General features: G+C 68.5%; 19 protein-coding genes and 1 pseudogene. 12 read left to right on the top strand and 8 right to left on the bottom strand.

Annotation, left to right across the window (positions count from 1 at the left end):
• Positions 1 to 237 precede the first annotated feature (237 nt).
• Together ACZ6CZ_RS31530 and ACZ6CZ_RS31525 are read left to right on the top strand one after the other, a co-directional pair.
• The gene (locus tag ACZ6CZ_RS31530; protein ID WP_469027993.1) at positions 238 to 825 is read left to right on the top strand and encodes a hypothetical protein; all 588 of its coding nucleotides are present in this window, start codon (positions 238 to 240) and stop codon (positions 823 to 825) included.
• 5 nt (positions 826 to 830) lie between these two features.
• Positions 831 to 1,325: a DUF5946 family protein gene (locus ACZ6CZ_RS31525; RefSeq protein WP_469027991.1), complete on the top strand. Its 495-nt coding sequence runs from the start codon at positions 831 to 833 to the stop codon at positions 1,323 to 1,325.
• 27 nt (positions 1,326 to 1,352) lie between these two features.
• On the opposite strand, the gene ACZ6CZ_RS31520 is transcribed toward ACZ6CZ_RS31525, so the two are convergent.
• Positions 1,353 to 1,889, bottom strand: a complete 537-nt coding sequence (locus ACZ6CZ_RS31520) for a GNAT family N-acetyltransferase (protein WP_469027988.1) — start codon at positions 1,887 to 1,889, stop codon at positions 1,353 to 1,355.
• A gap of 138 nt (positions 1,890 to 2,027) precedes the next feature.
• Between ACZ6CZ_RS31520 and ACZ6CZ_RS31515 the strand changes: the two genes are divergently transcribed.
• Positions 2,028 to 2,522, top strand: a complete 495-nt coding sequence (locus ACZ6CZ_RS31515; protein ID WP_469027986.1) for a MarR family winged helix-turn-helix transcriptional regulator — start codon at positions 2,028 to 2,030, stop codon at positions 2,520 to 2,522.
• Positions 2,523 to 2,618: 96 nt separating this feature from the next.
• Positions 2,619 to 3,806 (top strand): cytochrome P450 family protein, encoded by a 1,188-nt coding sequence (locus tag ACZ6CZ_RS31510; protein ID WP_469027984.1) that lies wholly within the window; start codon positions 2,619 to 2,621, stop codon positions 3,804 to 3,806.
• 71 nt (positions 3,807 to 3,877) lie between these two features.
• Here ACZ6CZ_RS31510 and ACZ6CZ_RS31505 read toward each other — a convergent pair whose 3' ends face one another.
• The 3 genes from ACZ6CZ_RS31505 to ACZ6CZ_RS31495 form a co-directional block, all read right to left on the bottom strand.
• Positions 3,878 to 5,110, bottom strand: a complete 1,233-nt coding sequence (locus tag ACZ6CZ_RS31505; RefSeq protein WP_469027981.1) for a cytochrome P450 — start codon at positions 5,108 to 5,110, stop codon at positions 3,878 to 3,880.
• 436 nt (positions 5,111 to 5,546) lie between these two features.
• Positions 5,547 to 6,239 (bottom strand): FadR/GntR family transcriptional regulator, encoded by a 693-nt coding sequence (locus ACZ6CZ_RS31500; RefSeq protein WP_469027979.1) that lies wholly within the window; start codon positions 6,237 to 6,239, stop codon positions 5,547 to 5,549.
• 125 nt (positions 6,240 to 6,364) lie between these two features.
• On the bottom strand, positions 6,365 to 6,862 hold the full coding sequence (locus tag ACZ6CZ_RS31495; RefSeq protein WP_469027977.1) for a MarR family winged helix-turn-helix transcriptional regulator: 498 nt from the start codon (positions 6,860 to 6,862) through the stop codon (positions 6,365 to 6,367).
• A 36-nt stretch (positions 6,863 to 6,898) separates the two neighbouring features.
• Here ACZ6CZ_RS31495 and ACZ6CZ_RS31490 point away from each other — a divergent pair, with 36 nt between their 5' ends.
• Positions 6,899 to 7,315 carry a nuclear transport factor 2 family protein gene (locus ACZ6CZ_RS31490; protein WP_469027974.1) on the top strand — a complete coding sequence of 139 codons (417 nt, stop codon included), beginning with the start codon at positions 6,899 to 6,901 and terminating at the stop codon, positions 7,313 to 7,315.
• Between the two features lie 45 nt (positions 7,316 to 7,360).
• Here the strand turns inward: ACZ6CZ_RS31490 and thrS are convergent, their stop codons facing one another.
• Positions 7,361 to 8,623 (bottom strand): threonine--tRNA ligase, encoded by a 1,263-nt coding sequence (gene thrS, locus ACZ6CZ_RS31485; protein WP_469027972.1) that lies wholly within the window; start codon positions 8,621 to 8,623, stop codon positions 7,361 to 7,363.
• 274 nt (positions 8,624 to 8,897) lie between these two features.
• Between thrS and ACZ6CZ_RS31480 the strand changes: the two genes are divergently transcribed.
• The 3 genes from ACZ6CZ_RS31480 (at position 8,898) to ACZ6CZ_RS31470 (ending at position 12,914) form a co-directional block, all read left to right on the top strand.
• Positions 8,898 to 10,157: a cytochrome P450 gene (locus ACZ6CZ_RS31480; protein ID WP_469027969.1), complete on the top strand. Its 1,260-nt coding sequence runs from the start codon at positions 8,898 to 8,900 to the stop codon at positions 10,155 to 10,157.
• Positions 10,158 to 10,423: 266 nt separating this feature from the next.
• A complete protein-coding gene (locus tag ACZ6CZ_RS31475; RefSeq protein ID WP_469027967.1) occupies positions 10,424 to 11,695 on the top strand; it encodes a lipase/acyltransferase domain-containing protein in 1,272 nt (423 codons plus the stop codon).
• 454 nt (positions 11,696 to 12,149) lie between these two features.
• Positions 12,150 to 12,914 carry a class I SAM-dependent methyltransferase gene (locus ACZ6CZ_RS31470; protein WP_469027964.1) on the top strand — a complete coding sequence of 255 codons (765 nt, stop codon included), beginning with the start codon at positions 12,150 to 12,152 and terminating at the stop codon, positions 12,912 to 12,914.
• Between the two features lie 48 nt (positions 12,915 to 12,962).
• On the opposite strand, the gene ACZ6CZ_RS31465 is transcribed toward ACZ6CZ_RS31470, so the two are convergent.
• Positions 12,963 to 13,268 (bottom strand): hypothetical protein, encoded by a 306-nt coding sequence (locus ACZ6CZ_RS31465; protein ID WP_469027962.1) that lies wholly within the window; start codon positions 13,266 to 13,268, stop codon positions 12,963 to 12,965.
• Positions 13,269 to 13,667: 399 nt separating this feature from the next.
• Here ACZ6CZ_RS31465 and ACZ6CZ_RS31460 point away from each other — a divergent pair, with 399 nt between their 5' ends.
• A complete protein-coding gene (locus tag ACZ6CZ_RS31460; protein WP_469027960.1) occupies positions 13,668 to 14,903 on the top strand; it encodes a hypothetical protein in 1,236 nt (411 codons plus the stop codon).
• Positions 14,904 to 15,205: 302 nt separating this feature from the next.
• Complete coding sequence (locus ACZ6CZ_RS31455) at positions 15,206 to 15,937, top strand: hypothetical protein (RefSeq protein ID WP_469027957.1); 732 nt, start codon at positions 15,206 to 15,208, stop codon at positions 15,935 to 15,937.
• Between the two features lie 184 nt (positions 15,938 to 16,121).
• Here the strand turns inward: ACZ6CZ_RS31455 and ACZ6CZ_RS31450 are convergent.
• Together ACZ6CZ_RS31450 and ACZ6CZ_RS31445 are read right to left on the bottom strand one after the other, a co-directional pair.
• Positions 16,122 to 16,310 (bottom strand): annotated as a pseudogene (locus ACZ6CZ_RS31450) (F0F1 ATP synthase subunit beta); the annotation flags it as partial.
• Positions 16,311 to 16,363: 53 nt separating this feature from the next.
• A complete protein-coding gene (locus tag ACZ6CZ_RS31445; RefSeq protein ID WP_469027955.1) occupies positions 16,364 to 17,158 on the bottom strand; it encodes a nucleotidyltransferase domain-containing protein in 795 nt (264 codons plus the stop codon).
• A gap of 1,127 nt (positions 17,159 to 18,285) precedes the next feature.
• On the opposite strand from ACZ6CZ_RS31445, the gene ACZ6CZ_RS31440 reads away from it, so the two are divergent.
• Together ACZ6CZ_RS31440 and ACZ6CZ_RS31435 are read left to right on the top strand one after the other, a co-directional pair.
• Positions 18,286 to 20,094 (top strand): serine hydrolase, encoded by a 1,809-nt coding sequence (locus ACZ6CZ_RS31440; RefSeq protein WP_469027953.1) that lies wholly within the window; start codon positions 18,286 to 18,288, stop codon positions 20,092 to 20,094.
• A 515-nt stretch (positions 20,095 to 20,609) separates the two neighbouring features.
• The gene (locus ACZ6CZ_RS31435; RefSeq protein WP_469027950.1) at positions 20,610 to 21,818 is read left to right on the top strand and encodes a hypothetical protein; all 1,209 of its coding nucleotides are present in this window, start codon (positions 20,610 to 20,612) and stop codon (positions 21,816 to 21,818) included.
• Positions 21,819 to 22,275: the final 457 nt, after the last annotated feature.

Here is a 22,275-nt window from a genome sequence, read left to right as displayed (position 1 = left end):
GTGGTGGCACGGGCCGGCCGGGGGCGGTGTCCTCCGTCACGGGATCTGCGCCGATTAGAGCAGCGCCTGTTCGGCAGGCGGGTGAGTAGTCATTGCTCACCGTGACCGCACGGCAGCGCTGCGCCCCGCCCGTGAGTAGTCGCTACTGATGCGTCCCCCGACCGCCAGCGGACCCAATGGTGCGGACAGCAGCCCCGATCACGCAGGGCACCTCGTCCACGGCAGTCAGGAAACCCTATGAGAACCGCCCCTTCGGCCTTCCGCACGCTGAGCCGGTCCGCCGCCCTCGCACGCGCCGCAGCGGGTGCGGGGGCCGCCGCGGTCCTCCTGGCCGCGCTGGCCGGATGCTCACCCTCCCACTCCGAGGCCGCTCCCCCGGCCCCTTCCGCCGGCTCGGCCTCGAGGGGCGGCGCCGGCGGGTCCGGCAGCTCCGCTCCGGGCTCGGCCACGGCGGCGGACGCGTGCTCGGCCGTCACCGCACAGGACCTCGCCGCGGTCACCGGGACGGCCTCCGGCAAGGGCGAACCCGGTCCCGCGGTGACGGAGGACATCACCACCTGCTCCTACGCGCAGGCTGGACTGCTCGTACGGCTGAGCACGAAGATCGGCAAGCAGGAGGCGGAAGCGAACAAGGGACGCCAGCCCGTACAGGACCTGCCGGGACTGGGCGACGCCGGCTACACCTTCACGGATCGCAGCGCGGGCAGACCGCAGACCGTCGTGTCGGTGGTGCGAGGCACGGCGCAGGTCTACCTTCTGTCCGGCCGCATCCCCCTGGACCAGCTCAAGGAGCTGGCCCGGGCCGCGCTCGGCCGCCTCGGCTGACCACGATGCCCGACACGGAACGGCCGGAGGCCGCACAGGTGCGGACACCGCTGGTCCGGTGTCCGGGCTGCGGTGTCACCGCGAGCGGGACAGGCGCCACGCACCGGTACATCGGAGCCTCACCGGGATGCTGGAGCCAGTTCGGCGAACTCCTGGTCTCGGGAATCACCCCTCCCGCCCATGACGCTTACGCCGCTCAGCACCCCGGCGTTCCGGGGCCCCAGTCCCGCCGTTCGGTCGCGGGCCATCTGATGAGTCTGTGCCGCGTCGTCGAACGCGGAGCGCGTCCCGAGACGGCGGTGGCGTTCCTGCGTTCGGTGCAGCGGGACTTCCCGTGGCTGGAACCACCGCCGCTCCAGGGCACCCGCACCGTCGCCGACGTCCTGGCAGGCCGGTGCGACCAGCGTGCCTACGCGGAATCGGTGTGGGCGGCCTGGGCACCCCATCACCCGGCCGTCAGGACCTGGTTGGACGAGGCCGAGCGGGACCGCGGCTCGTGAAGGTGCCGACGCCGCCGGCCCGGACGGTCACTTCAGGCGGTGCCAGTCCGAGCTGAGGAGGCCGTACACCAGGTCGTCCGTCCATTCGCCCTTGGCGAGCCGGTGCGAACGCAGACGCCCCTCCAACTGGAACCCCACACGCTCCAGGAAGCGGGCCGCGGCGACCGACCTGGCGTCACAGTGGGCGGAAACCTTCTTCAGCTCGAGGACGGCGAAGTTGTGCGCGAGGACAGCGGTCATCGCTTCCGTGGCGTAACCCAGACCGTGGTACGGCAGCGCGAGCGTGCACGTGACGTCGCACTGCAGGAGGTTGGTCTGCAGGTGCACGCCGATGTCACCGATCAGCGTCCGGGTGGCCGTCAGCTCCAGCGCCCAGTGGAAGCAGCCTGGCTCCAGGGGGCTGCCCCCGGCGTAGTCGGCGACCATGGCCGCGGCCCGCTTGGGCGAGACGGGCGGGGTCCAATCCTGATACCTGGCAATGGCAGGCTCAGAGCGGTACTCGGCGAATACGGGAGCGTCGTCCGGACGGAAGCGCCGCACCCTCAGCCGAGCGGTAGTCAGCATATGCCAAGTGTGGCATGACGATCTGTTGAGCAGTAAGGCACCTACCGGTCGGATTCTCCACCGGACGGCGCGGCATCCGGACAAATCTGGGCGGACGCGCTTGCGGAGGGGTGCCGAGGCCGGAGGTAGGATCCCGGAATGACGGAACCACGGTGGCTCAATGAGACCGAGATGAGGGCCTGGACCGGATTCCTGGAGACGAGCAGCCTGCTGGCCAAGCTCGTCGACGCGCAGCTGCGGGACGCCGGCTCGGTGACCCAGGTCCAGTACGAGATCCTCACCCGCCTGCACGAGAGCCCCGGTCACCGCAGCCGTATGACCGAGCTGGCGCACGCCATGATCTGCTCCCGGAGTGGTCTGACCTACCAGGTCGCCCAGATGGAGAAGGCGGGTCTGCTGCGCCGGGAAACCGACCCCGACGACGAGCGCGGCGTCCTTGCCGTCCTGGCCCCGGCCGGCCTGCGGGTCCTGGACCACACCGCCCCGGGGCATCTCGATGTGGTGCGCAAGGGGTTCGTCGACGTGCTGACTCCCCGGGAAGTGGCACAGCTGGCCGCCATCATGGACCGCACCCGCGCTCATCTCAGGGACGTGGTCGCCGTGCACCCGCCCCGCCGCAACCTCCGGGGCTGAGCCACGGCATTGGAGTACCGGTTACTCAGGTCCGGTGACGGAGAGGGCGACGAGAGTCATGCCGCGTCCGCAGGCGCGGTACGCGGGGAGGACGGCATGACCACAGACGAGACCGCGGCGTTCCCGTTCGCCCAGAGCACCACCGTCTCCGGCCCGGGCGCGCGCTACCGGCAACTGGTCCAGGACCGCGAGGACCCCGTACCGGTCGTGCTGCCGCACGGCGGCAAGGCATGGCTGGTCCACCGGTACGAAGACGTCCGCCTCATCCTGGGGGACGCGCGGTTCAGCCGCGCCCTGGCCGTCGAGGCCGTTTCCGAGATGCTGCCCAGCCTCCTGGTGCGCACCTCGCTGCTCTCCCTCGACCCGCCGGACCACACCAGGATCCGCAAGTGCGTCACCGGGTTGTTCAGCCGCAACGCCGCCGAGGCCATGCGCCCCCGCGTCCGTGCGCTCGTACAGGACCGGTTGCGCGCCCTGCCCGAGGCCCCGGAGACCTTCGACGCTGTGGAGGCCTTCTGCCTGCCGGTCCCCGTCGATGTGATCTGCGAGCTCCTCGGTGTGCCACACCAGGACCGCGAGCAGTTCCACACATGGGCGGACCTGGCCATCAGCGCCGCCGCGGAACCGGCTGCGGTGTACGCCGCACACGACGCCCTCATCGGCTACTTCTCCGACATCCTGGCCCTGCGCGCCGACCGCCCGGGTGACGGCCTGTGCTCCGAGCTGGCCGGGCTGATCGCGGCCGGAGAGCTGGACCAGGACGAAGCCGTGTCCCTGCTCGCCCTGATCCTCGTCGCCGGGTACGAGACCTCGGCGAGCCAGCTCGGTTTCCACCTGCTCGACCTGGCCACCAGGCCCGGCGCCCACCAGCGGTTGCGCGACCGCCCTGAGGACGTCTCCGAGGCGGTGTCGCACTACTTGCGCACCACCCCGTTCAACATCATCGGAGGCGCCCTGGCCAGGGTCGCCCGGGTGCCGGTCCGCATCGGCTCAGTGACCGTCCGGCCCGGTGAGGCCGTCCTCCCCTCGACCGACGCCGCGAACATCGATTCGCTGTCCCTCGACCCCAGGCCCGCGCACCTGTCGTTCGGCGCCGGAATACACCGCTGCCTCGGGGCCTGGCTGGCGCAGACGGAACTGGAGGAGGCGCTGCTGGGACTGGTCGGGCGCTACGACTCGATCAGCCTGGCCGTCGATCCTGACGAGTTGCGGCTCAAGCCCGGCTCTGTGGTCCGCTCTCTGCAGTCGCTGCCTCTGCGCGGCCACGCGGACGGCGCGGGGTAGGCGGGTCGTGACCCGGCTATGCGGGTGCCAGCCACAGGCCGGCCGGACGGCAGCGACCGCTTGCTCGCGTCTCAGATGAGGGTCACCGGCATCTCGTCGAATCCGCGCAGGGCCACTCCCGGCCGCCGGGTCGGTGCGCCGGCCGGTGCCAGTGACGGGAACCGCCCCAGCAGGGCGGGCAGCACGACCTCGGCCTCCAGCCGGGCCAGACCCGCGCCGAGGCAGTGGTGGACACCGTGCCCGAACGCCAGCTGCCGGTTGGGCGACCGGCGCACGTCCAGCCGGTCCGGAGCGTCGAAGACGCGAGGATCATGGTTGGCCGCGCCGGTCATCGCCACGACCGGGGTGCCCCGCGGGACCGCCACCCCGTTCAGTTCCACGTCCTCCAACGCCACTCTGAAGGACATCTGGATGGGCGCGTCGAACCGCAGCAGTTCCTCCGTCGCGCTGCGGGCCGCCGCCGGATCCCGGCGGAGCACGTCCGCCTGCTCCGGGTGCGCGAAGAGGACGCGCAATCCGTTCGCGAACAGGTTGGTCGTGGTCTCGAAGCCGGCGCTGTAGAGCGAGGCCAGCATGTTCAGCAGGTCGGCCGGAGTGAACATGTCGGGCTGGCCGGGCCGCACGAAGGCCGAGACCAGGTCCTCGCGGGGCATCGCCCTGCGTTCCTCGACGAGGTCGCCGAGGTACTCCCAGAGCCGGGTGGCGGCCCGGTCCGCCCGCACCACCTCGTCCGGCGTCGGGCGCAGTTCGAAGACGAGCACCCAGTCCCGCACGATCGACCGCAGCTCGTGGTGGTCGCCCTCCGGAACGCCGAGCAGATCTCCGATGACGATGACCGGGACGGGAAAGGCGAAGTGCTCCATGAAGTCCACGGCCGTCCCGTCCGAGCCCGCGTCCTCGAGGCGGTCCAAGTAACGCCCGACCAGCTCCTCGATCCCGGCGCGCATCCGGGCCACCCTGGCCGGTGTGAACGACGCCATGGCCAGCCGCCGCAATCGGGTGTGCTCGGGCGGGTTCTTGGTCATCATGCCGCCGTACAGGGTTGTGTACGACGGATGGACACGCCAGTCCGGCCGCAGCGCCCCGATGTGGTCGCCGCCCCATGCGCCGAACCGGCCGTCCCGCAGGACGGCTTCGCATCCGGCGTGGGTGCTGACGTAGGCGACGCCGTCGGCGCCGAGGTGGACCGGAGCCGATCGGCGCAGCTGGTCGTAGAACCTGTAGGGGTCCTCGCGACCGGCCTCGGAGAAGACGGCGGCGATCAGGTCGTCCGGTGTCACGGCGGCTGTCGGTGCGGTGTCCATGCGCCCTCCCCTGGTCGTACTCCGAACCCGACCACGCCCCGTCCCACCGGGAGTGAGTAGCACCTACCCAACGCGGCCCCCGGGTCCCGGTGCGGCGCCGGCCGGCACGCGATGCCCGGCCGGGAGAAGTCAGGGCGTGGCCGTCGTGCCGATCATTCGCCGACTTTCCTCTCGCTCCATGCGCGGACCTCCCGCCCCAGGCACTGGAGAACGTCCATCTCGCGGTCGTGCTCGCGACCCGGACCGTACGCTTACCGCTCACAACGCGAACGCGTGGGCGCCACCGCAGTGTGCCGCGGTCGCGCCCGGGGCACGGACCACCAGTGCCCACCGCGGCTGATGACGGCCGGAGCCGGACCTCCCTGAGGGGGATGAGCGTCGGCCTGCCGGCGCATGCGGGCCGGGCCCGCACCTCTCCCGGGCGGCGGGCCTGTACTCACTCACGGTCCCGGAGCGCCGACAACATGAGCCCGCCGGTCAGGTCGAGGTAGTCCGAAGCCGCCCGTCCGGCGGCGGCCGCGTCTGCCGCCTCGACCGCCGCGGCGAGAGGCAGCAGGCGCTCACCGGCCAGGACCGGATCCTCGAACGGTCCGGTGAGCAGGTGCCGGACGGGCAGATAGGCTCCGAGGAGCGTGTTGGTGAGCAGGACGTACACCCGGTTCCGGGACAGCCGTGCCAGCTCGCGGTGCACATCCGCTTCCGCCGATTGGGCAAGGTGCGCGTCGGGGGCCCGACCTACGGTCCGCACGGCCTCCTGGAAGGCTCCGCCGCGAGAACCGGCCCGACTCGCCGCCTGCCGGGCGATGACGCTGCCGATCGCCCTGCGCGCCTCGAAGACGTCGTCCAGCCAGCGCGCGTCCTGCCGGACCAGAAGCGGGAGCAGGTCCGCCCCGCCCGACCTGACGAAATCCCGCACCAGGCTGCCGACCCCGTGCCGGGTCGTGAGCAGCCCGGCCTGTTCCAGACGGGACAGAGCGTGTTTGAGCGTGGCGCGGTTGACCCCGTAGCCGGCGGCGAGTTCGCGTTCGGAAGGCAGGTATGCCCCGGCCGGGTGGACACCGCCCAGGATGTCGTCGCGCAGGCGTTCTTCCAGTACGTCGACCACGCTTCTGCGCTCGATGGGTTCCACGGTGCACGAGTTCCTTCCGAGCGATCGTCGACGGTTGTGGCTGGAGGGCGGAGGAGATCCGCACGAGATCCCGGGCATGCGGTACCCCCGTGCTGCTTCTTCCTGTGGGCGCACGTGCCCGGAGGCTACCGGGGTGGTCGTACGGCCCGGCGCTCGACCGCCGCGGTTCCGCCGAGCTCATCCAGGAGCCGGACCAGAAGGTCGCGATGCTCGTCCAGGAGCTGTTTGCCGAAACGGTCGGCCAGGCGCTGATCCAGAGCGGTGCGGGCGCGCCGCGCCGTGGCCACGGCGTCCTGGCCGCGACCGGTCAGCCGGACGCGGCGGATCCGGGCGTCGGCAGCATCGGGCACGCGCTCGCAGTAGTCGAGGCGTTCGAGTTCCGTCACGGCTTTGGAAGCGCCCTGCTGGGTCATGCCCAGGTGCGCGGCCAGTTCGCCGACCGTGGGCTCATCGTCGATCAGGCACTGAAAGACGTAGCCGTGCGAGAAACGCAGATCGCCGAAGCCCTGCTCGGCCAGCTGCTCCTGAACCAGCAGGGCGGCGCCGTGGCCGACGAAGAGGGCGAGAGTTCCGGTGTCCAGTTGACGCGGGTCGAGCGAGGGCTGCATGAGGACATCCTGCACTTGACAACCATAGTTGTGCAACTACGGTTGTCTAGCATGCCACTGCAACAACACCCCGACATCGACACCGCTGTCCGTTACCACCAGGCCGTTTCCGGCTTCGCCACCGGCGAGGAACTCTCCGCGTTCTTCCATCCCGACGCCATCCACCATGAGTTGCCCAACGCGCTGTTCCCTGACGGCAATGTCCGGGACCTGGCCGGCCTGTGCGCCGCCGCCCGCGCCGGCCGCGAGGCACTGAGCGCACAGAGCTTCGAGGTGCTCAACGCCCTTGCTGTGGGCAATCAAGTCGCCCTCGAAGTGCTCTGGACCGGGACGATCGCCGTTCCGCTGGGCGACCTGCCCGCAGGACATACCCTGCGGGCCCATATCGCGACCTTCCTGGAGTTTCGCGAAGGGAAGATCATCACTCAGCGGAACTACGACTGCTACGAACGGCTCATGCCCGCCTGATACGCCGGACGTCCGGGCCCGCGGGACGCGCAGAACCATCGGCCTCTACCCGGCGACGCCGCTCCACAGCACGGTGCTGTGCGCTTCCACCAGCGCGCGGATGCCGGTCAGGATTTCCTCGGCCGGCAGGGCGGCGAGCCGCCGTCCGTCCCGCAGGCGCAGGGCGACCAGGTCCTCGGTGGCCTCCCTGGCCCCGATGACGGCTTGGTAGGGCACCAGCCTGGCCGCACGGATGCGGGCACCAAGGGTGCCGCGGTCGGGGGCCGCGATCTCCGCGCGCAGGCCGGACTCCGCGCCGCGCCGTACCAGGGCCTCGGCCTGCGGCACCTCGGCGTCGGAGACGGGCAGTACCAGCAGCTGCGTGGGGGCCAGCCACGCGGGGAAGGCGCCGCCGTGCAGTTCGATCAGATGGGCGACGGCACGTTCCACACTGCCGATGATGCTGCGGTGGATCATGACTGGCCGGTGCCTGGCACCGTCCGGTCCGATGTACTCCAGGCCGAACTGCTCGGGCTGGTGGAAGTCGACCTGGACGGTGGAGAGAGTGCACTCCCGGCCCGCCCCATCGGTGATCTGGATATCGATCTTGGGTCCGTAGAAGGCGGCCTCTCCTTCCGCCTTCTCGTAGGACAAGCCGGATGCGTCGAGCACCTCGGTCAGCAGGGCGATGGACCGCTGCCACTTCTCCGGTGCGGCGACGTACTTGCCGCCCGGCCCGGGGAGCGACAGGCGGTACCGGCTCGGGGTGATTCCGAGGGCCTCGTAGGCCCGGCGGACCATGGCCAGTGCGGACCGTGCCTCGTCCGCCACCTGCTCCAGGGGGCAGAAAATGTGCGCGTCGTTCAGCTGGATGGCCCGCACCCGGGTCAGCCCGCCGAGCACACCGGAGAGTTCGGACCGGTACATGCCCCCCAATTCGGCCATGCGCAGGGGCAGTTCGCGGTAGCTGTGGGAGCGCGAGCGGTAGATCACCGCGTGGTGCGGGCACAGGCTCGGCCTCAGAACGATCTGCTCGCCCCCGAGGTCCATGGGGGGGAACATGTCGTCGCTGTAGTGCTCCCAGTGGCCGGACAGCTCGTACAGCGCCCGCTTGCCGAGGACGGGTGAGCAGACGTGCCGGTATCCGGCCCGCCGCTCGGCGCTCCTGATGTACTCCTCCAGGGTGTGCCGCACGGTCGCCCCGTCGGGCAACCAGTACGGCAGTCCGGCGCCGATCAGCGGATCGGTGTCGAACAGACCCAGTTCTCGGCCCAGCTTGCGGTGGTCGTGCATGGCGGTCTCCTCACAGGGACGGGCGAGTGACCACACGGCGAAGCCCCGGGCACTCGCCCCGGGGCTTCGGACTCAGACATCGGTCAGCGCGCCGGGACACTCTCCGGCGTCGTCGTCATGGCAGCGCGCTTCATGCCGTGCACGTTAGCAGCATTCCAAAAGACGAGTACAGCGGATACCGCGAGCCACCTTCTTTGAGCAAGGGCTACTCATTCCCTGGTGGATCGCTGGCCGTACCGTACGCCGAAACTTCCCTGGGACCGGTATTCCTCCCGGAGCCCTCCCTCTCCCGACGAGCCGGTGATCTCCCATGAACCACATCGACGGACGCGACGAGTGCCCGGCCGATATCCAGTACGCACTGGATTCCCGCAACCCCCATTTCATGGCGAAGATCTTCGACACCTACCGCGCCACACGGACGGCCAGCCCCGTCAGCTACGTCGATGACCTGGGACTGTGGGTCGTGACCGGCCGCGACGAGGTCGTCGCCATCCTCAAGAACAACCAGGACTTCTCCACGGAACGCAATTTTGACAGCGACCACGAACTCACCGCCGAATGCGTCGCTGTCCTGCGAGAGTCCGACTACTTCACGCCGGCGCTGCTCGCCATGGATCCCCCGGAGCACACGGCATTGCGGACCGTCCTCGCGAGCCGCTTCACGGCGACCGCGATGAACGAACTAGAACCCGCCCTGACGGAACTCGTCGATTCCTTCATCGGCGAGTTCGCCGGGCAGGAAACGGCGGATCTCGTCGAGTCGTTGTCCTGCCCCCTGCCCATGCGCGTCATCGGGGACCTGATGGGCGTACCGGCCGAGGACCACGCGAGGATCAAGACGTGGCACGACCAGTGGATGGCGCTCCTCGTCGTCCCACTCAGCGGCGCCGAACAGGTGCTCTGCGCGCAGGCCCTCGTGGAGTACGACGCGTACTACCGGGCCCTGCTCTCGACGCGCGCGGCCGACCCCAAGGATGACATCGCCTCCGTGCTGGCCGGCGCCGCGTCAGGGGGCACGTGCACGCTGAGCCAGGCGGTGGCGGCCCTGCGGTTCCTCCTGGCGGCCGGCCACGAGACAGCCATGAGTTCGATCGCCAACATCCTGCACGCCCTCTTGGCACACCCCGAGCAGTGGCGGCGCCTGGTCGCCGATCCGCGTCTGGTCGATGTCGCCGTCGAGGAAGGCCTGCGCTACGACTCAGGAGCCCAGGGCACCACCCGTTACGCGGTCCGCGACACTCAGTGGGGCGACGTCCGGATCCCGGCCGGCGCACGGGTACACGTGATGACGGGCGCGCCCGGGCGCGATCCCGCGTGGGCCGGCGACGCCGACTCCTTCGACATCGGGCGCGCGGACGCCCACCGTCACCAGGCGTTCGGGTACGGCATCCACTTCTGTCTGGGTGCGCCCCTGGCCCGCCTGGAGGCTCGCTCGGTCCTCCGCCGCCTCATCGCCAGGTACCCGGACATGACGTTGCACCAGAAATTCGAGCCCGTCTACCTGCCCGGCGGGTACATGCTCCGCAGCCTGGAGAAGCTCACCGTCACTCTGGGCAGTTCCCACTAGAGGCGTCCGCGTACTGCGCCGTCACGCACCCGAGTAGCACCTGCTCACGTGCTCTCGCCTTTCCCGTGGTGTGCTCAGCGTGCGGGCCACCCGGTCATCGCCGGGCCCGGAACACGGCGGCCCGTCGCCGGCCGGCCATGAGCGGTCCGCTCCCAGAAGGCTGAGCGATCACTCGGCTCACTTTTACTCAGGAGTACACCTTGTCTCGCAAGCTCCGGTTACGCAGCTTGTGCGCTGCGGTCCTGGCCGCCAGCGTCCTTCCGCTCATGGGAGCCGGAACCTCCCAGGCGGTAACCTCCCCCGCCCAGACCCCCATCGTCTTGTTCCCCGCCTTCCACTTCACCAAGACCCGGGTCACGGTCCAGGAGAACCACCCGGCCGACACCGTGAACTGCCCGACGGGGGGCGGTACCTTCGACGACTACTACAGGAACCCCCAGCTCCCGGACACGACGCCCTTCAACCAGATCTGCCGCGACCACCTGCTGACGCTGAAGTACGACAACTCCTCCGCAATGATGGAAAGCCGCTTCTCCCGGCAGGACGGCGTCGAGGTCAGCATCCCGGACTACGGGAACACCTCCAGCGCGCCGTACTACGAGAAGCTGTACCAAGAGCTGGAGAACCGCGGCTGGACCAGGAACCAGAACATCAAGGTCGCCGGTTACCAGGCCGATCTGACCCCGGACCTCACGAACGCCATCGACGCCGGCGAGAACTTCGTCAACCGGACGAAGCGCCTGGTCGAGGAGACCTACGAGACCAACGGCAACACCCCCGTCCAGCTGGTCGGCCACTCCAACGGCCCGCTGTACACGTACTACTTCCTGAGCCAGATGACGGATACCTGGAAAGCCAAGTATGTCCACGGCTTCACCGCGCTCGCCGGCAACTGGCCGGGGCAGGGGCTCCTCTACCCAGCGATGTTCACCGGCGTGAACGTCTCCGACCTCGGTTTCCCGGCCACCAAGCAGAACGCGCAGAGCAGCACGCTGATGCACCTGGCCTCTCCGGCCACGTACATGAGCGCCGCGGACCCCGCCGTCTTCGGGGCCTCGGAGGACGTGCTGGTGGACGGCGGCACGGGCAAGCACTACACGCCCGCCGACTGGAAGACGCTCTTCAAGGACGCCGGGATGTCCGCCTCGGCCAACGAGATCGCCGACCACTACATCGGCCTGCTGAAGTACGACACGGCCCACCTGCCGAACGTCGACGTCTACGCGGAATCCGTCACAGGGGTCGACACCGTGGTGGGCATGAACCTTCCCACCCTGACCGTGGGCCAGGTCGCGCCGGGCCAGGCGAACTGGATCACCGCCTCAGGTGACGGCAACCAGGAGGACACCACCAACCGCGCTATCAAGGATGTCTGGCCGGCGCAGGCTCAGACGCCCAGCTGCCACCGGTTCGAGTTCCGGGAGACGACCAGCCAGAAGAGTGGCCCGAACATCAACCACTTCACGCTCCCGTTCGACAGGAGCGTCATCGACAACCTGGCCGCGGATGCCCAGCGAGGTCGCCTGATCTGCAGCTGAGCCCGGGCCCGCGGCCGGGGCGCGAGCCGGCCGTCACGCCCATCGGGTCGGCCTGAGCCGCCACCTGCGCACGGAGGCCGTCCGTTTCCGGACGGCCTCTTCCGGTCCGTCCGACGGCCCGGGAAAAGCAGTGACTCATCCGGCTTCACCGCCGCGGCGGCCCCCGTCCCCAAGACCCCCGCGACCTGATCGTCGTCCGCGCGTCCTGATCCACCGGTCCGCTTCGCGTGGGCCCGGCTTGCACCTCCGGGTCCTGCCGTGGCTGTCCCCGCCCGCGGCGGAGCCGTCACGTTGAGTACCCGTTGCTCAGCCGCCGTAGCGGGGCCGTGACCCATGGTGAGAGTACCGGTGCTCCGGCCGCCTGGGCCCACGGGCTGCCGCCGCACAGGATCCGGGAGAAACAGTGACTCACACAGACGCCCTTGACGACCCGTACCCCACGGGAATCCTGAACATGGATATTCCCGGCGAACTCGCCAGGTTGCACGCACTGCAGCACATGCTGGACCCCGTGACCTGGTCCGTACTGCGCAGGCTCGGGACCAGCCCGACCGGACGTTACCTCGAACTGGGCGCGGGCGCCGGCTCCGTGGCTTACGGCATGGCCGAGCAGAACCCCCGGGGACACGTCATCGCCGCCGACATCGACACCCGCTATCTGGACGCGAGACGCTTCGATAACCTCCAGATCCGACCGTTCGACGCCCGGTTCGAGGCCTTCGAGCAAGGTTCCTTCGACCTGGTCCACACCCGCGCCCTGCTGGCCCATCTGCCGGACCGGGACGCGATTTTGAACCGGCTCGTCTCGTGGGTACGGCCGGCCGGATACGCCGTGGTGGAGGACTTCTACGTCCTGCCCGTATCGGACCGGAGTGCTGAATCGCTGCAGCTGGCCATCCGCACCCTGACCTCTCTCCTGGAGGAGCAGGGCTGCGACGTCCACTGGGCCCGGTCCGTGCCCGCACTGATGCAGCGGGCCGGATGCGTCGACATCGACGTCCGCCTCACTCCGCTCATGCTGGGCACGACGCCGGAAGTGAACTCGTTCTGGCGCCAGGTCTTCCGCCAGTACCTCCCCATCGTGGAAGCACGCGGGACGCACACGCCGGACGAACTGTCCCTGCTGAGCCATATGCTGGAGAGCCGCTGTCCCACCGACCTGTGCTGGTTGTTCATCACCGTGTCAGGCCGCCGCCCGGGGCGTCCTCTCTGGCCGTGAACCTCCTCGGCGCCGCCGGGTCCGCCGATGGCGACGCGACGGCCCCGATCACCGAGTTGGTTCGCGAATGGCCCGCTTCGCGGGACGGCACGATCCCGGCTCGAGCGTGCGCGCCATGTTCCGCGCCGTCGCCGCGGCGGGCAGGAACCACACCGAGCCCGTGATCAAGCTGCACAACAGGGAGCCGGGCTTCCAGCCGCCGGCGGAACTGGGCGACGGCATCGAACGGGCTGCCCCGACCCGGCGTATCCGCTGCACGGCGTGCGAAGGCTCGGCCGGTCCGCGCAGTACGCCCGCCGACAAGCTGAACACGGGCAGTGGCCACGGCACACCACCAGAGTTCATCTTCGTCATACCCGGATCGACGCAGGGGCTGCTCTCGGTCGTGCAAGCCCTCGCCACACCCGGCGCCGAAATCCTGCTGCCGCCCTCCACTGGCCGGTCCCATGAGCGACAGACCCCTCCTCACCAAGTTGCACAAGGGGGCGGACGTGGCACCGGCGGGGGCTTCACCACCCGCCTCTGCCGGCCGGGCGCGCACGCGTGCGTACTGGCATCCCGTGAACGAACCGTTGCGCACCAGCATCCCGTAATTCCGTCCGTGCCGAGTAACTCCTACTCCAACTGTCCCGCCAACCCCAGGTCGGCCCGGCTCCGTGGCAGGCTGACGCCGGTCTCCGTGCGCGGATGCCCGACGGACGGCACGCCTGCAGCGCAACTCCTCGGAGACACCGACCGAAGGAGTAACCGCACATGGCCCAGGACCCCACTCACGCCTCCCCGCGCCGCCGGCACTCGCGGCCGCGGCGGCACGGACCCGCCCTCGCCGTGGCGACGGCCGTGGCGATCGCCGCGGGCGCAGTGGCCATGGTGCTGCACGGCGGCCCGGCCGGCGGACCCGGCTCCGTGACGGCTGCGGACGACGTCAAGGACGCAGCGCGGGACTCCGCGTCCCCCCGGTCCGCCGCTTCGGAGAGTTCGGAGCCCGCCACGGCCGCGGCCACTGCCGCACCGGCGGCGACCGCCACCTCGTCTCCGCGGCCCGCGCCCTCGGCCGCGCCACGCCTGCGCCCTCCCGCCCGCGCACGCGCGGCAGCGGCCGATGCTGCGAAGGACCTCGGCGGCTGTCCGGTCGCCCCCGCCGACAGCATCTGGCGCGCCCGGGTGGACGGTCTGCCCGTGTCCGGGCGGTCGACCGCCTACGTGGCCTCCATCGGTGCGGACAAGAGCCTGCGCGCCGACTTCGGTTCAGGGACCTGGCAGGGCGCTCCGTTCGGCATACCGATCACCTCGGTTCCGGCGGGCACCCCTGCCGTCCCTGTTTCGTTCGACTACGCCGGGGAGAGCGACCGGGGGCCCTACCCCGTCCCGGCCGACGCTCTGGTCGAAGGCGGCCCGAGTGCCACCGGTGACCGCCATGTCATCGCCTTGGACAAGGCGGCCTGCAAGGTGTACGAACTCTACGACGCCCGTCCGTCGGGCCGCGGTTGGCGTGCCGGCTCGGGAGCGGTCTTCGACCTCAGGTCCAATGCGCTGCGGCCCGCCGGCTGGACCTCCGCCGATGCCGCGGGCCTGCCCATCCTGCCCGGTCTCGCCCGCTACGACGAGGCCGCCACCGGCACGATCGACCACGCCCTGCGCATCACCGTGCCCCGCACCCAACACGCCTACCTGTGGCCGGCCAGGCACCAGGCGTCCAGCGCGACCGACAGCAACCTGCCGCCGATGGGGCTGCGTCTACGGCTCAAGGCCGGTACCGACATCTCCGGGCTCGCCCCTCAGGCGAAGGCCATCGCCCAGGCCCTCAAGACCTACGGCGCCATCGTCGCCGACAACGGCTCCGCCTGGTACGTCAGCGGCACGCAGGACGACCGGTGGAACAACGAGGCGCTGCACCAGCTCGACTCCTTGTCCGGCCGCGACTTCGAGGCGGTCGACGTGTCGGGCCTCCAGAGGTCGCCCGGCTCCGGCGCTGCCGCCGGACGCTGAACCTTGCGATATACCACTTCGGAGACGAGAGGCGAGCAGGACAGAAGCAGGCCATGGCTCCTACGACTACACCAGCGGTTTGGGTGCAGCGGTTCACCGGACCGGTGCGGACGGAGTCGGGACAGCGAGTCGCGAAGCATGACGGTCCGCTGCCCGATGACCGGCCGGCGGTGCCACGCCGGTGAGGATCATGCGCACGCCGACGCGCGAAAGCCCTCGCCATCGTCCGGTAATTGAGCATTTTCTACTCTCAAGCCGAAAACGCCGCCAGATACGCTTCAGGAACAAGGAGGCTCAACAAAATGGAGCACATACAGAAAGTCGCGGCCTCTGCCGTCGCGGCAGGCGTCATTTCCTTATCCATGACGCTGTACTCGGCGTCCGCAGCACGGGCCTCGACCGGGTGGTACGACATCGAGGTGCAGTTCGACTACCTGACCCTCAGTGATATCCACGACTGCGACTTTCTCGAAGTCGACGGGTGCGATGACGTCGAACCCTACGGCAGCTTTTCCCTGATCAACGGAAACCGGCCGGACTGGAACAACTACGAGCCGATGACGTCGAACGGCGCGTACCGCGACTACCTGAGCTCGTACAACTGGCACCGGTCAGGAACCGCCGGCAGCACGTGGACGGACTGCGGTTACTGGGACCAGTGCTATCTGAAGGGCGCGGGGGCGGGCAAGTACAACGTCGCTGCCGACCTGGTCTCGCGGAGCACCAGCAACGTGCCCTACGGCTTCTGCCACAGCATCGACAGGGACCAGTGCACCGACATCAACTCGGTCACCTCAGGAAACGCCAGCAGCATCAAGATGCGTGCGCAGATCGGCGACAACTTCTCGATCGGTGCGGACTGGTGGGACCACGACGACATGTGGGGGGATGACGCCGTCTGCGTCACCAAGGTGAACAAGACCCTCACCAGCGCCTTGGCGAACACCCCGGTCTCCGCGGGATCCTTCTCCGGATCCGAAGGCACCGCCAAGTGCAACGTCAGCTACACGATGAAAGTCACCCGGATCCCTTAACCCGGAGTCGCGCGTGCGCGGTCCGGAAGCCGCGGTGGCGTCAGATCAGACGCTTCGCATTCTGCTTGCGGTCCTCGACGCCGCCGCACCGGAAGAATGCCTGCTCCAGAGAAAACTTGTAGGCGCCGTCAGCGATGGCCGCAGGCACCGAGGTGGTCTCCTGGAGCATGTCCCCCTCGTCGCGCAGGACGTCCTGCTCCTGAACATCGCGGACGTACTCGGCCATCGCGAGGGCTGCCATGGCCTCTGCGACAGACGCGTCCCCGGGGGCTCATCTCCCTGAGCGAACACCAGCGCGGTCGTGTCGATGGCGCCGATTCCGTCGTCTCCCGATCAGAGTGTTCCCCTCATGAGTACGCTCCACCACTCCTGAAACGCCGGCTGGAAGCTGTAGGCCGCCGAGCAGTGCGCTCCGAGGCGGCTCGGTCAACTCGTCTGAGCAATGACATCCTGGAGGTACTGCACGGCGAGTTCCTCGGCATGGTGGTGGCGTTCGATCACCGCCTCAGCGTCGTCGAGCCACCGTCGGTAAAGCTCGATGCTGGCAAGGAGCGCCTGACCGGCATCGTGCCGGTCGTAACTGCACAAGGTTGCCCTGAGGTCGCGTGCTTCATCAGGGGCGATGGATTCGAGGTGGCGCACACCGCGTGGGATCGCACCCACCCGGCGAGCTGCCAGAGGGCCCAGCACGGCCTCTCGCAAGTAGGTGAGGAAGCCGATGACCTCGAACAGTTCACCGCGACCGAGTTTCGTCGCACCGTAGTGCACCCAGATCCAGAACCGGTCTTCGATCCACTGCAGGTCCAGCGAGGGGGGCGCTGGCGGACCCTCGGCAAGGGTGTCGGCCAGGCCGCCGTCCCGGTCCCACAGGATATCCGGGTCCTCGCCCCGCTCGGCGAAGTCGGAAGTGCGAACAAACTTGAAGTCAACATGCAGCAGGGGCGGCCCGACGAGTGTGATGATCAAACGAGGTTCACCGACGTGCTCCCCGGTGAACCCGGCCACCAAGGCCGCCCATGAACCGATCAGCGTGAGCCGCTCCGGCATGACCGAGTCGAACGCCTCGTCGTCGATGACCACGATCAGGTCCACATCGGAGTAGACATCAGGCGCTCCCACCGCGATCGACCCCGCGACCGCAACACCAGCGACTCGCACATCCTGCCGGATCCGAGGAAGTACGTCGTCGAGGAAGCGGCTGTGCAGGGAGGGAGCGTCCATGGCATTCCTTCTGATAGGAACAAAGTCTGACAACGTACCACGCCATCAGGCGGGAACCCCGAGGGAATCACAACGCGGAAGGCAGCGGCGCGGAAGGAACCCGACACCTCCGCGCTGTAGAAGTGCCGCGCCAGCATCGCGGCGACAGCCCGCACGAGTCGCCTTCGTTGGCCAGTTGGAAAGGCGCCGCATCGGCGGCGGGCGTTGGAGCGACTGCTGCGGGAAGCTCAGTGATATCAGGATCTTCGTGTGCCACCGCGGACCGGGTAGCTGTCGCGACCGCCGGAACCCGAAGGTGCTCCACCCCACCGTCACCGCCCCTGCTGCGCGGTGGCGGCCCAGTACGACTGCCCCGACGCGCACATCCCAGTCGGGCATACGCGCGAGCGTGACCGCAGCCCTACGGTGACAGGCCACTGACTTCGCCAACGAACACCCAATCGAGGCACTCGCCCATCCGCCGTGCACGCAGGCACAGCAGGACCAGTGCCAGCCGATCCGATGCGGCACCCCTCCCCCGGCACCCCTCCCCTCCCCTTCCCCCCCCGGCGCCCTACCAGCCAGGGTGGCACCCACTGAGCCTTTTCCAACCTGGCCGCCGGGTACGTCGACCATGCCGGCGGGGCGTTCGCGGCGCGGCGGCCGACTGTGGATCTGCTGGTTACAGGCCTGCCACTGGTCGGCGTTGTCGCTGCCCGACACGCCTTTGACCAGCATAGACGTGAGGTTGGAAAAGGCTCACTGCTTGCCAGTGCGTTACGCCTCGGCCTCTGGTGGTTCGGGCCGCCGCCGGCAGGTGCGGGACCGTCACGGCGAACGGCGTCCGGCACCGTGGCTCGACACGTTCTGACGCTGCGGAGGTGGCCGTCCGGTCCGCCGCGGAACGCGCCGGTCATCAAGGCTCGGACGAGCGAGGTAGGGAAAGGCCTCGAGGTGGAGCAACGACTGCTCAGACCCATAGGAACGGGCCTCCCGTACTCAGCCATGTAACCGACTGTAAACGTCCCCGGGCTGCGACATGCCAGGGGAGCCAGGAGGACCGGCGTCGAGACTGCCGGCCCGCTTCGACATGGGAGTAGCAGATGCGTTGTCGTACCGCGTTGTTGGGAGCGGCGATCCTCGTCGTCATGACGTCGACCGTGGCGTCGGCAGCTCCCGCTGTCGACCCGGAACGCAACTCGACAGCAGTCACGGGATGGGGCACGTTCAACAACACCCTCCCAGCCGACATCAACAAGTGGGCGACGGACAACAACGCCCGGGTCATCGACATAGAGCCGGAGAGCGACGGGCGCTTCACGGCCCAACTGGTGCAGAACAGTGGTGTCTTCCGGCGAGCCCTCTCGGGCAGCGCTTCTTGGACCTACGGCGAGACGTACGCGTCGATGATGCTGAAGTTCATCAAGGAGAACAAGCGGCCCGTCGACGTGGAGCGCTACGTGGACTCCTCCGGCGCGGTGAGGTACGCGGCGGCCATGGTGGAGAACGTCGGGGATGTGAAGCGCACCTTCACGGTGGTCACCAACAAAACACCTGCGGAGATCACCTCGGCACAGTCGACCTTCCAGGGCAAGGTCGTGGATCTCGACCCCGTGGGTGGCGGCCGCTACGACGCGGTACTGCTGAAGAACACCGGTGTCGACGCCACGGGCGGGACCTGGTTCACGAACCAGTCCCCGGAGCAGCTGAAGAACTTGGCGAAGAGCGGTTGGCGGTTCGTTTCGCTGGAACCGGACGCACCCAACACTTTCGCGGTGGTCACCGAGCCGGCCGGCCTCAACGGAGGGAAGGCGTGGTGGAACCTCGTCAACGCGACGGACCAGGAGATCTCGGATCTCCAGGCACAGACAGGTGCGCGAGCCCTGCAGGTGCGGCACTACAAGAATGCCACCAACCAGCCGCGGGCCACCGCCTTGTTCATCGACGACCAGACCAACGAGGTCGGGCAGATCCGCAGTGACATGGCCGAGGTCGCGGAAGGCAACCCGTACGGACTGTACCTGAAGCAGGTGGACGGGCCCGTGCTCGTCGATCTCAACAGCCAGCGGGTGCACGACCCCGCCAGTGCCGCCAAGGTGCTCGTCCATCTGACGGAGGCAATGCGCGTCAGGGAGGACAAGGATGCTTACAGCAATTACATGAAGTACTACGTCAACCCCTCGGCGCCGACGGACGGCGAGGTGTGCGCGTACGCCGATGACGGTAAGCCGATTCTGTCCAGCCCCGTTGAGGCCCCCGTGTTCACCACGGCCAAGGCAATGATGAAGGCGTCAGACAACCGAGCGACGGACGCGATGCTCGACCGGGTCGGAGGCCTCGCGGCGGTCAACGCCACCGCTGCCAAGCTCGGTATGACGAAGACCAAGTACGAGATTCGACTCGGGTGCTCGGTCAAGGCCCCGGGACAAACCTCCGACAGGAACTCCTTCACCCTTCAGGACTTCGGAAAGCTCTACGAGCAGGCGTTCCACCCCACCAAGTCCGTACTCGGCCCCGGCGATGACAAGACGCGTCAGGCGTTCGTCGACAGCATGGTCAACGGGCAGCCGCTGTTCAAGACGGTCATCGAAGAAGAAGCCGCCGCCATCGGCCGACCCGACCTCGCGTCGGCGTTCTACGCCCAGGTGCAGGGACGCCTCAAGGGAGGGACATACAACAAGGTGTATTGCGACGGGACGATGCAGTGCGACACCTGGCAGATCACGCGCTCCAGCGACGGCTGGGTCTCCCTGCCCGTCCGCACCTCGTCCGGTGCCGTGTCGACGCGTGACTTCGTCCAGGGGTACTTCTTCGAAGGGCCGATGAAGTGCACTGGCGGTAGCACCCCCTGCGACGGTCATGACCCGAAGTTCGAGAACCTGGTGAAGGTCGGTGACAAGGCGCTGGCCGACTCGCTCCGCCCGCAGATCCGGGCGGCTCTCGAGACCTGGAAGTAATCCTGCGCATATGTCGTCCGCCGGTGTGCCTCGCGGGAATCCGAGGAAGGCACACCGGCGGACTCTGTCGTACAGCGCATGCACCCGAGCGCATTCGTCGTGGACGAGGTCGCGCAACGGTGCGTCCATCGACCCGCTGGCCCCGGACAGTCGCTCGAAGGTGATCAGCGGCGCCCGCAGCGAGTGCGTGTCACAGGTCCACGCGTCCCGGTGCCAGGTGCAGGCAGCGGCCGAGCCCTCGCAGCAGCGTCACCGGGACCCGGCCCGTGGGGCCTCGTCGCGCACGACGGTGTCGTCTGGCTGCGGCACAGGCGGAGCCCCGAGCCATAGCGCCCAGCGGTCGAGGTGTGCCGGTCTCGGAGTGTCGTCGTTCGGGGGACGGTCGATGGAGTGGCCCAAGCCCATGAGTCTGGTCGACCAGCCACGACCGGCATTGAGTGCCACCTACTCAGACTGGTACAGGCTTCCGCTGCGTACTACGGGGCAACATAGGCACCAGTCCTGAGAAGGCATACATGACTACCAAGTACAACCGTTCCTTGGCCGCAGCCCTGCTGACGGTGGCGAGTCTCGGGAGTATGTCCCTGGCTTCGGCGGCCGGTGTCGCTCAGGCTGCTCAGCAGCTGGAGGTCGCGGGCGGGTTCATCACCGTGTCGGATACTTTGGCGGCCACGTACGGACAGGACATCACGCTTCCGTCGACGAGCTTCGCCGACGCACACGATGCCGAGGTGACGATGAACCACCTGGTGAAGGGCGCCTACTTCTTCACGGTCCGCGGTGCCACTCCAGGGTCCTCCGCGGCCGGCTTCGTCGGCGGAGTCACCCATGCGATGAGCACGGGAATCAAGAACCACAGCTCCTGCCACGCCACCGAGATCACGCGTGCGGGGAAGGACCTCTTCTTCGGTGCCATCTGTGTGGATGCTGGGGGTGCCCCCTCGGACCACTCCTTCGATGAGACGTACAGCCAGGGCGTACCGGAGGAGGGCCAGGTGACCCTGGTCCGACGGGAGTTCCCACTCAACGTGAACGGGAAGCTCGAACCCACGTTCCACAGGACCAACGGGAGAACGGACAGCAGCACGCTCGAGCGAACCGCCAAGGGGCGCTACACCGTCGTCACCCCGCGGCTGGCGGGAGCCGGAGGCGAGAGCTTCGCCGTGACGAGCGAGGACCCGGAGCGGGTCGGGGAGCGGACCAACTGCCATTTCCTGTCACACAGGTCCGTCAACGCGGGGAAGAACGAGAAGTTCAAGGTGGCTTGCGACAACTTCTCCATCATTGATGGGGTCGCCAAGCCCGTCGACCCCACTGGACTGCAACTGAGCTACTCACGCGGCGCGAGCATCATCGGACTCAAGTCCGTCGCTTCCGACGCCCATGTCAGTGTGCCGTTCCTGACCGCCGGTACGATCACGCCCAGCGGGCAGCGCAATCGCATCTACGGCACGACGTCCGGTAAGATCACCGTGAAGCACGACCCGACCCGAAAGGGCAACTACATCGTCCGGCTCCCGGCTCAGGGCTCCGGAATCGGCAGCAGCGCGACGATCGTCACTGCTACCAGCAGCGGTTTCGCGTACTGCTCGAAGACCCAGGAGGTGACTGTGCCCACCTCGACGCCGGGCCGGTTCGACCGGCACCTCACCGTCGTCTGCCAGAATGCCAGCGGATTGAACGTGGACAGCGGCTTCGAGTTGCAGTACATCGCCAAGCAGTAACTCTGCCGGAAGCTGGCAGCGCAGGACTGACGGTCCCCCGGAACGCCGGTTCGGTGCGTGACGTATCGCACCGGCGGAACGGGAGTCGGCAGTGGCCGCTTGTCCGTACCTGACAGCGAGCACCGTCGAATCGTGTCCCCCTTGCGCGCGAGCCGCCGTCCGACGGCTGGTCGGCGGTTACGTGAGCGATGGCTCGTGACGAGCGACGCCGGCATGCTCTCGCGACTGCGAACGCCTCCCGCGGCACTCGGATGCCCATCCGACCTCAGCGCTCATCACTCATGCCCCGCAGACTCACCCGCACTGGCCCTCACGCCCAGTGGTCAAAGCAAATGTGACCAGCGGCTCCGGCCACGGCACCGTGAACCGTTCCGGGTTCGGTAGAGACTTCAGATTGTGGTTGTGACCTGGGGTTTCGTGTTGGCGAGGTAGTGGTTGGCCTCGTATTCAGCGGGTG

This window comes from Streptomyces sp. NPDC041135 (assembly GCF_055592085.1).
The sequence above is the reverse complement of the archived record's forward strand: the minus strand, read 5'-3'. Positions and strand labels throughout refer to the sequence as shown.

Coding starts and splice junctions, on each gene's coding strand:
- ACZ6CZ_RS31440 (WP_469027953.1), top strand. CDS start 18,286: ATGACGTCGACCGTGGCGTCGGCAGCTCCCGCTGTCGACCCGGAACGC.
- ACZ6CZ_RS31470 (WP_469027964.1), top strand. CDS start 12,150: ATGGATATTCCCGGCGAACTCGCCAGGTTGCACGCACTGCAGCACATG.
- ACZ6CZ_RS31465 (WP_469027962.1), bottom strand. CDS start 13,268: ATGACGAAGATGAACTCTGGTGGTGTGCCGTGGCCACTGCCCGTGTTC.
- ACZ6CZ_RS31515 (WP_469027986.1), top strand. CDS start 2,028: ATGACGGAACCACGGTGGCTCAATGAGACCGAGATGAGGGCCTGGACC.
- ACZ6CZ_RS31490 (WP_469027974.1), top strand. CDS start 6,899: ATGCCACTGCAACAACACCCCGACATCGACACCGCTGTCCGTTACCAC.
- ACZ6CZ_RS31455 (WP_469027957.1), top strand. CDS start 15,206: ATGGAGCACATACAGAAAGTCGCGGCCTCTGCCGTCGCGGCAGGCGTC.
- ACZ6CZ_RS31530 (WP_469027993.1), top strand. CDS start 238: ATGAGAACCGCCCCTTCGGCCTTCCGCACGCTGAGCCGGTCCGCCGCC.
- ACZ6CZ_RS31480 (WP_469027969.1), top strand. CDS start 8,898: ATGAACCACATCGACGGACGCGACGAGTGCCCGGCCGATATCCAGTAC.
- ACZ6CZ_RS31435 (WP_469027950.1), top strand. CDS start 20,610: ATGACTACCAAGTACAACCGTTCCTTGGCCGCAGCCCTGCTGACGGTG.
- ACZ6CZ_RS31520 (WP_469027988.1), bottom strand. CDS start 1,889: ATGCTGACTACCGCTCGGCTGAGGGTGCGGCGCTTCCGTCCGGACGAC.
- ACZ6CZ_RS31460 (WP_469027960.1), top strand. CDS start 13,668: ATGGCCCAGGACCCCACTCACGCCTCCCCGCGCCGCCGGCACTCGCGG.
- ACZ6CZ_RS31525 (WP_469027991.1), top strand. CDS start 831: ATGCCCGACACGGAACGGCCGGAGGCCGCACAGGTGCGGACACCGCTG.
- ACZ6CZ_RS31445 (WP_469027955.1), bottom strand. CDS start 17,158: ATGGACGCTCCCTCCCTGCACAGCCGCTTCCTCGACGACGTACTTCCT.
- ACZ6CZ_RS31510 (WP_469027984.1), top strand. CDS start 2,619: ATGACCACAGACGAGACCGCGGCGTTCCCGTTCGCCCAGAGCACCACC.
- ACZ6CZ_RS31475 (WP_469027967.1), top strand. CDS start 10,424: ATGGGAGCCGGAACCTCCCAGGCGGTAACCTCCCCCGCCCAGACCCCC.
- ACZ6CZ_RS31505 (WP_469027981.1), bottom strand. CDS start 5,110: ATGGACACCGCACCGACAGCCGCCGTGACACCGGACGACCTGATCGCC.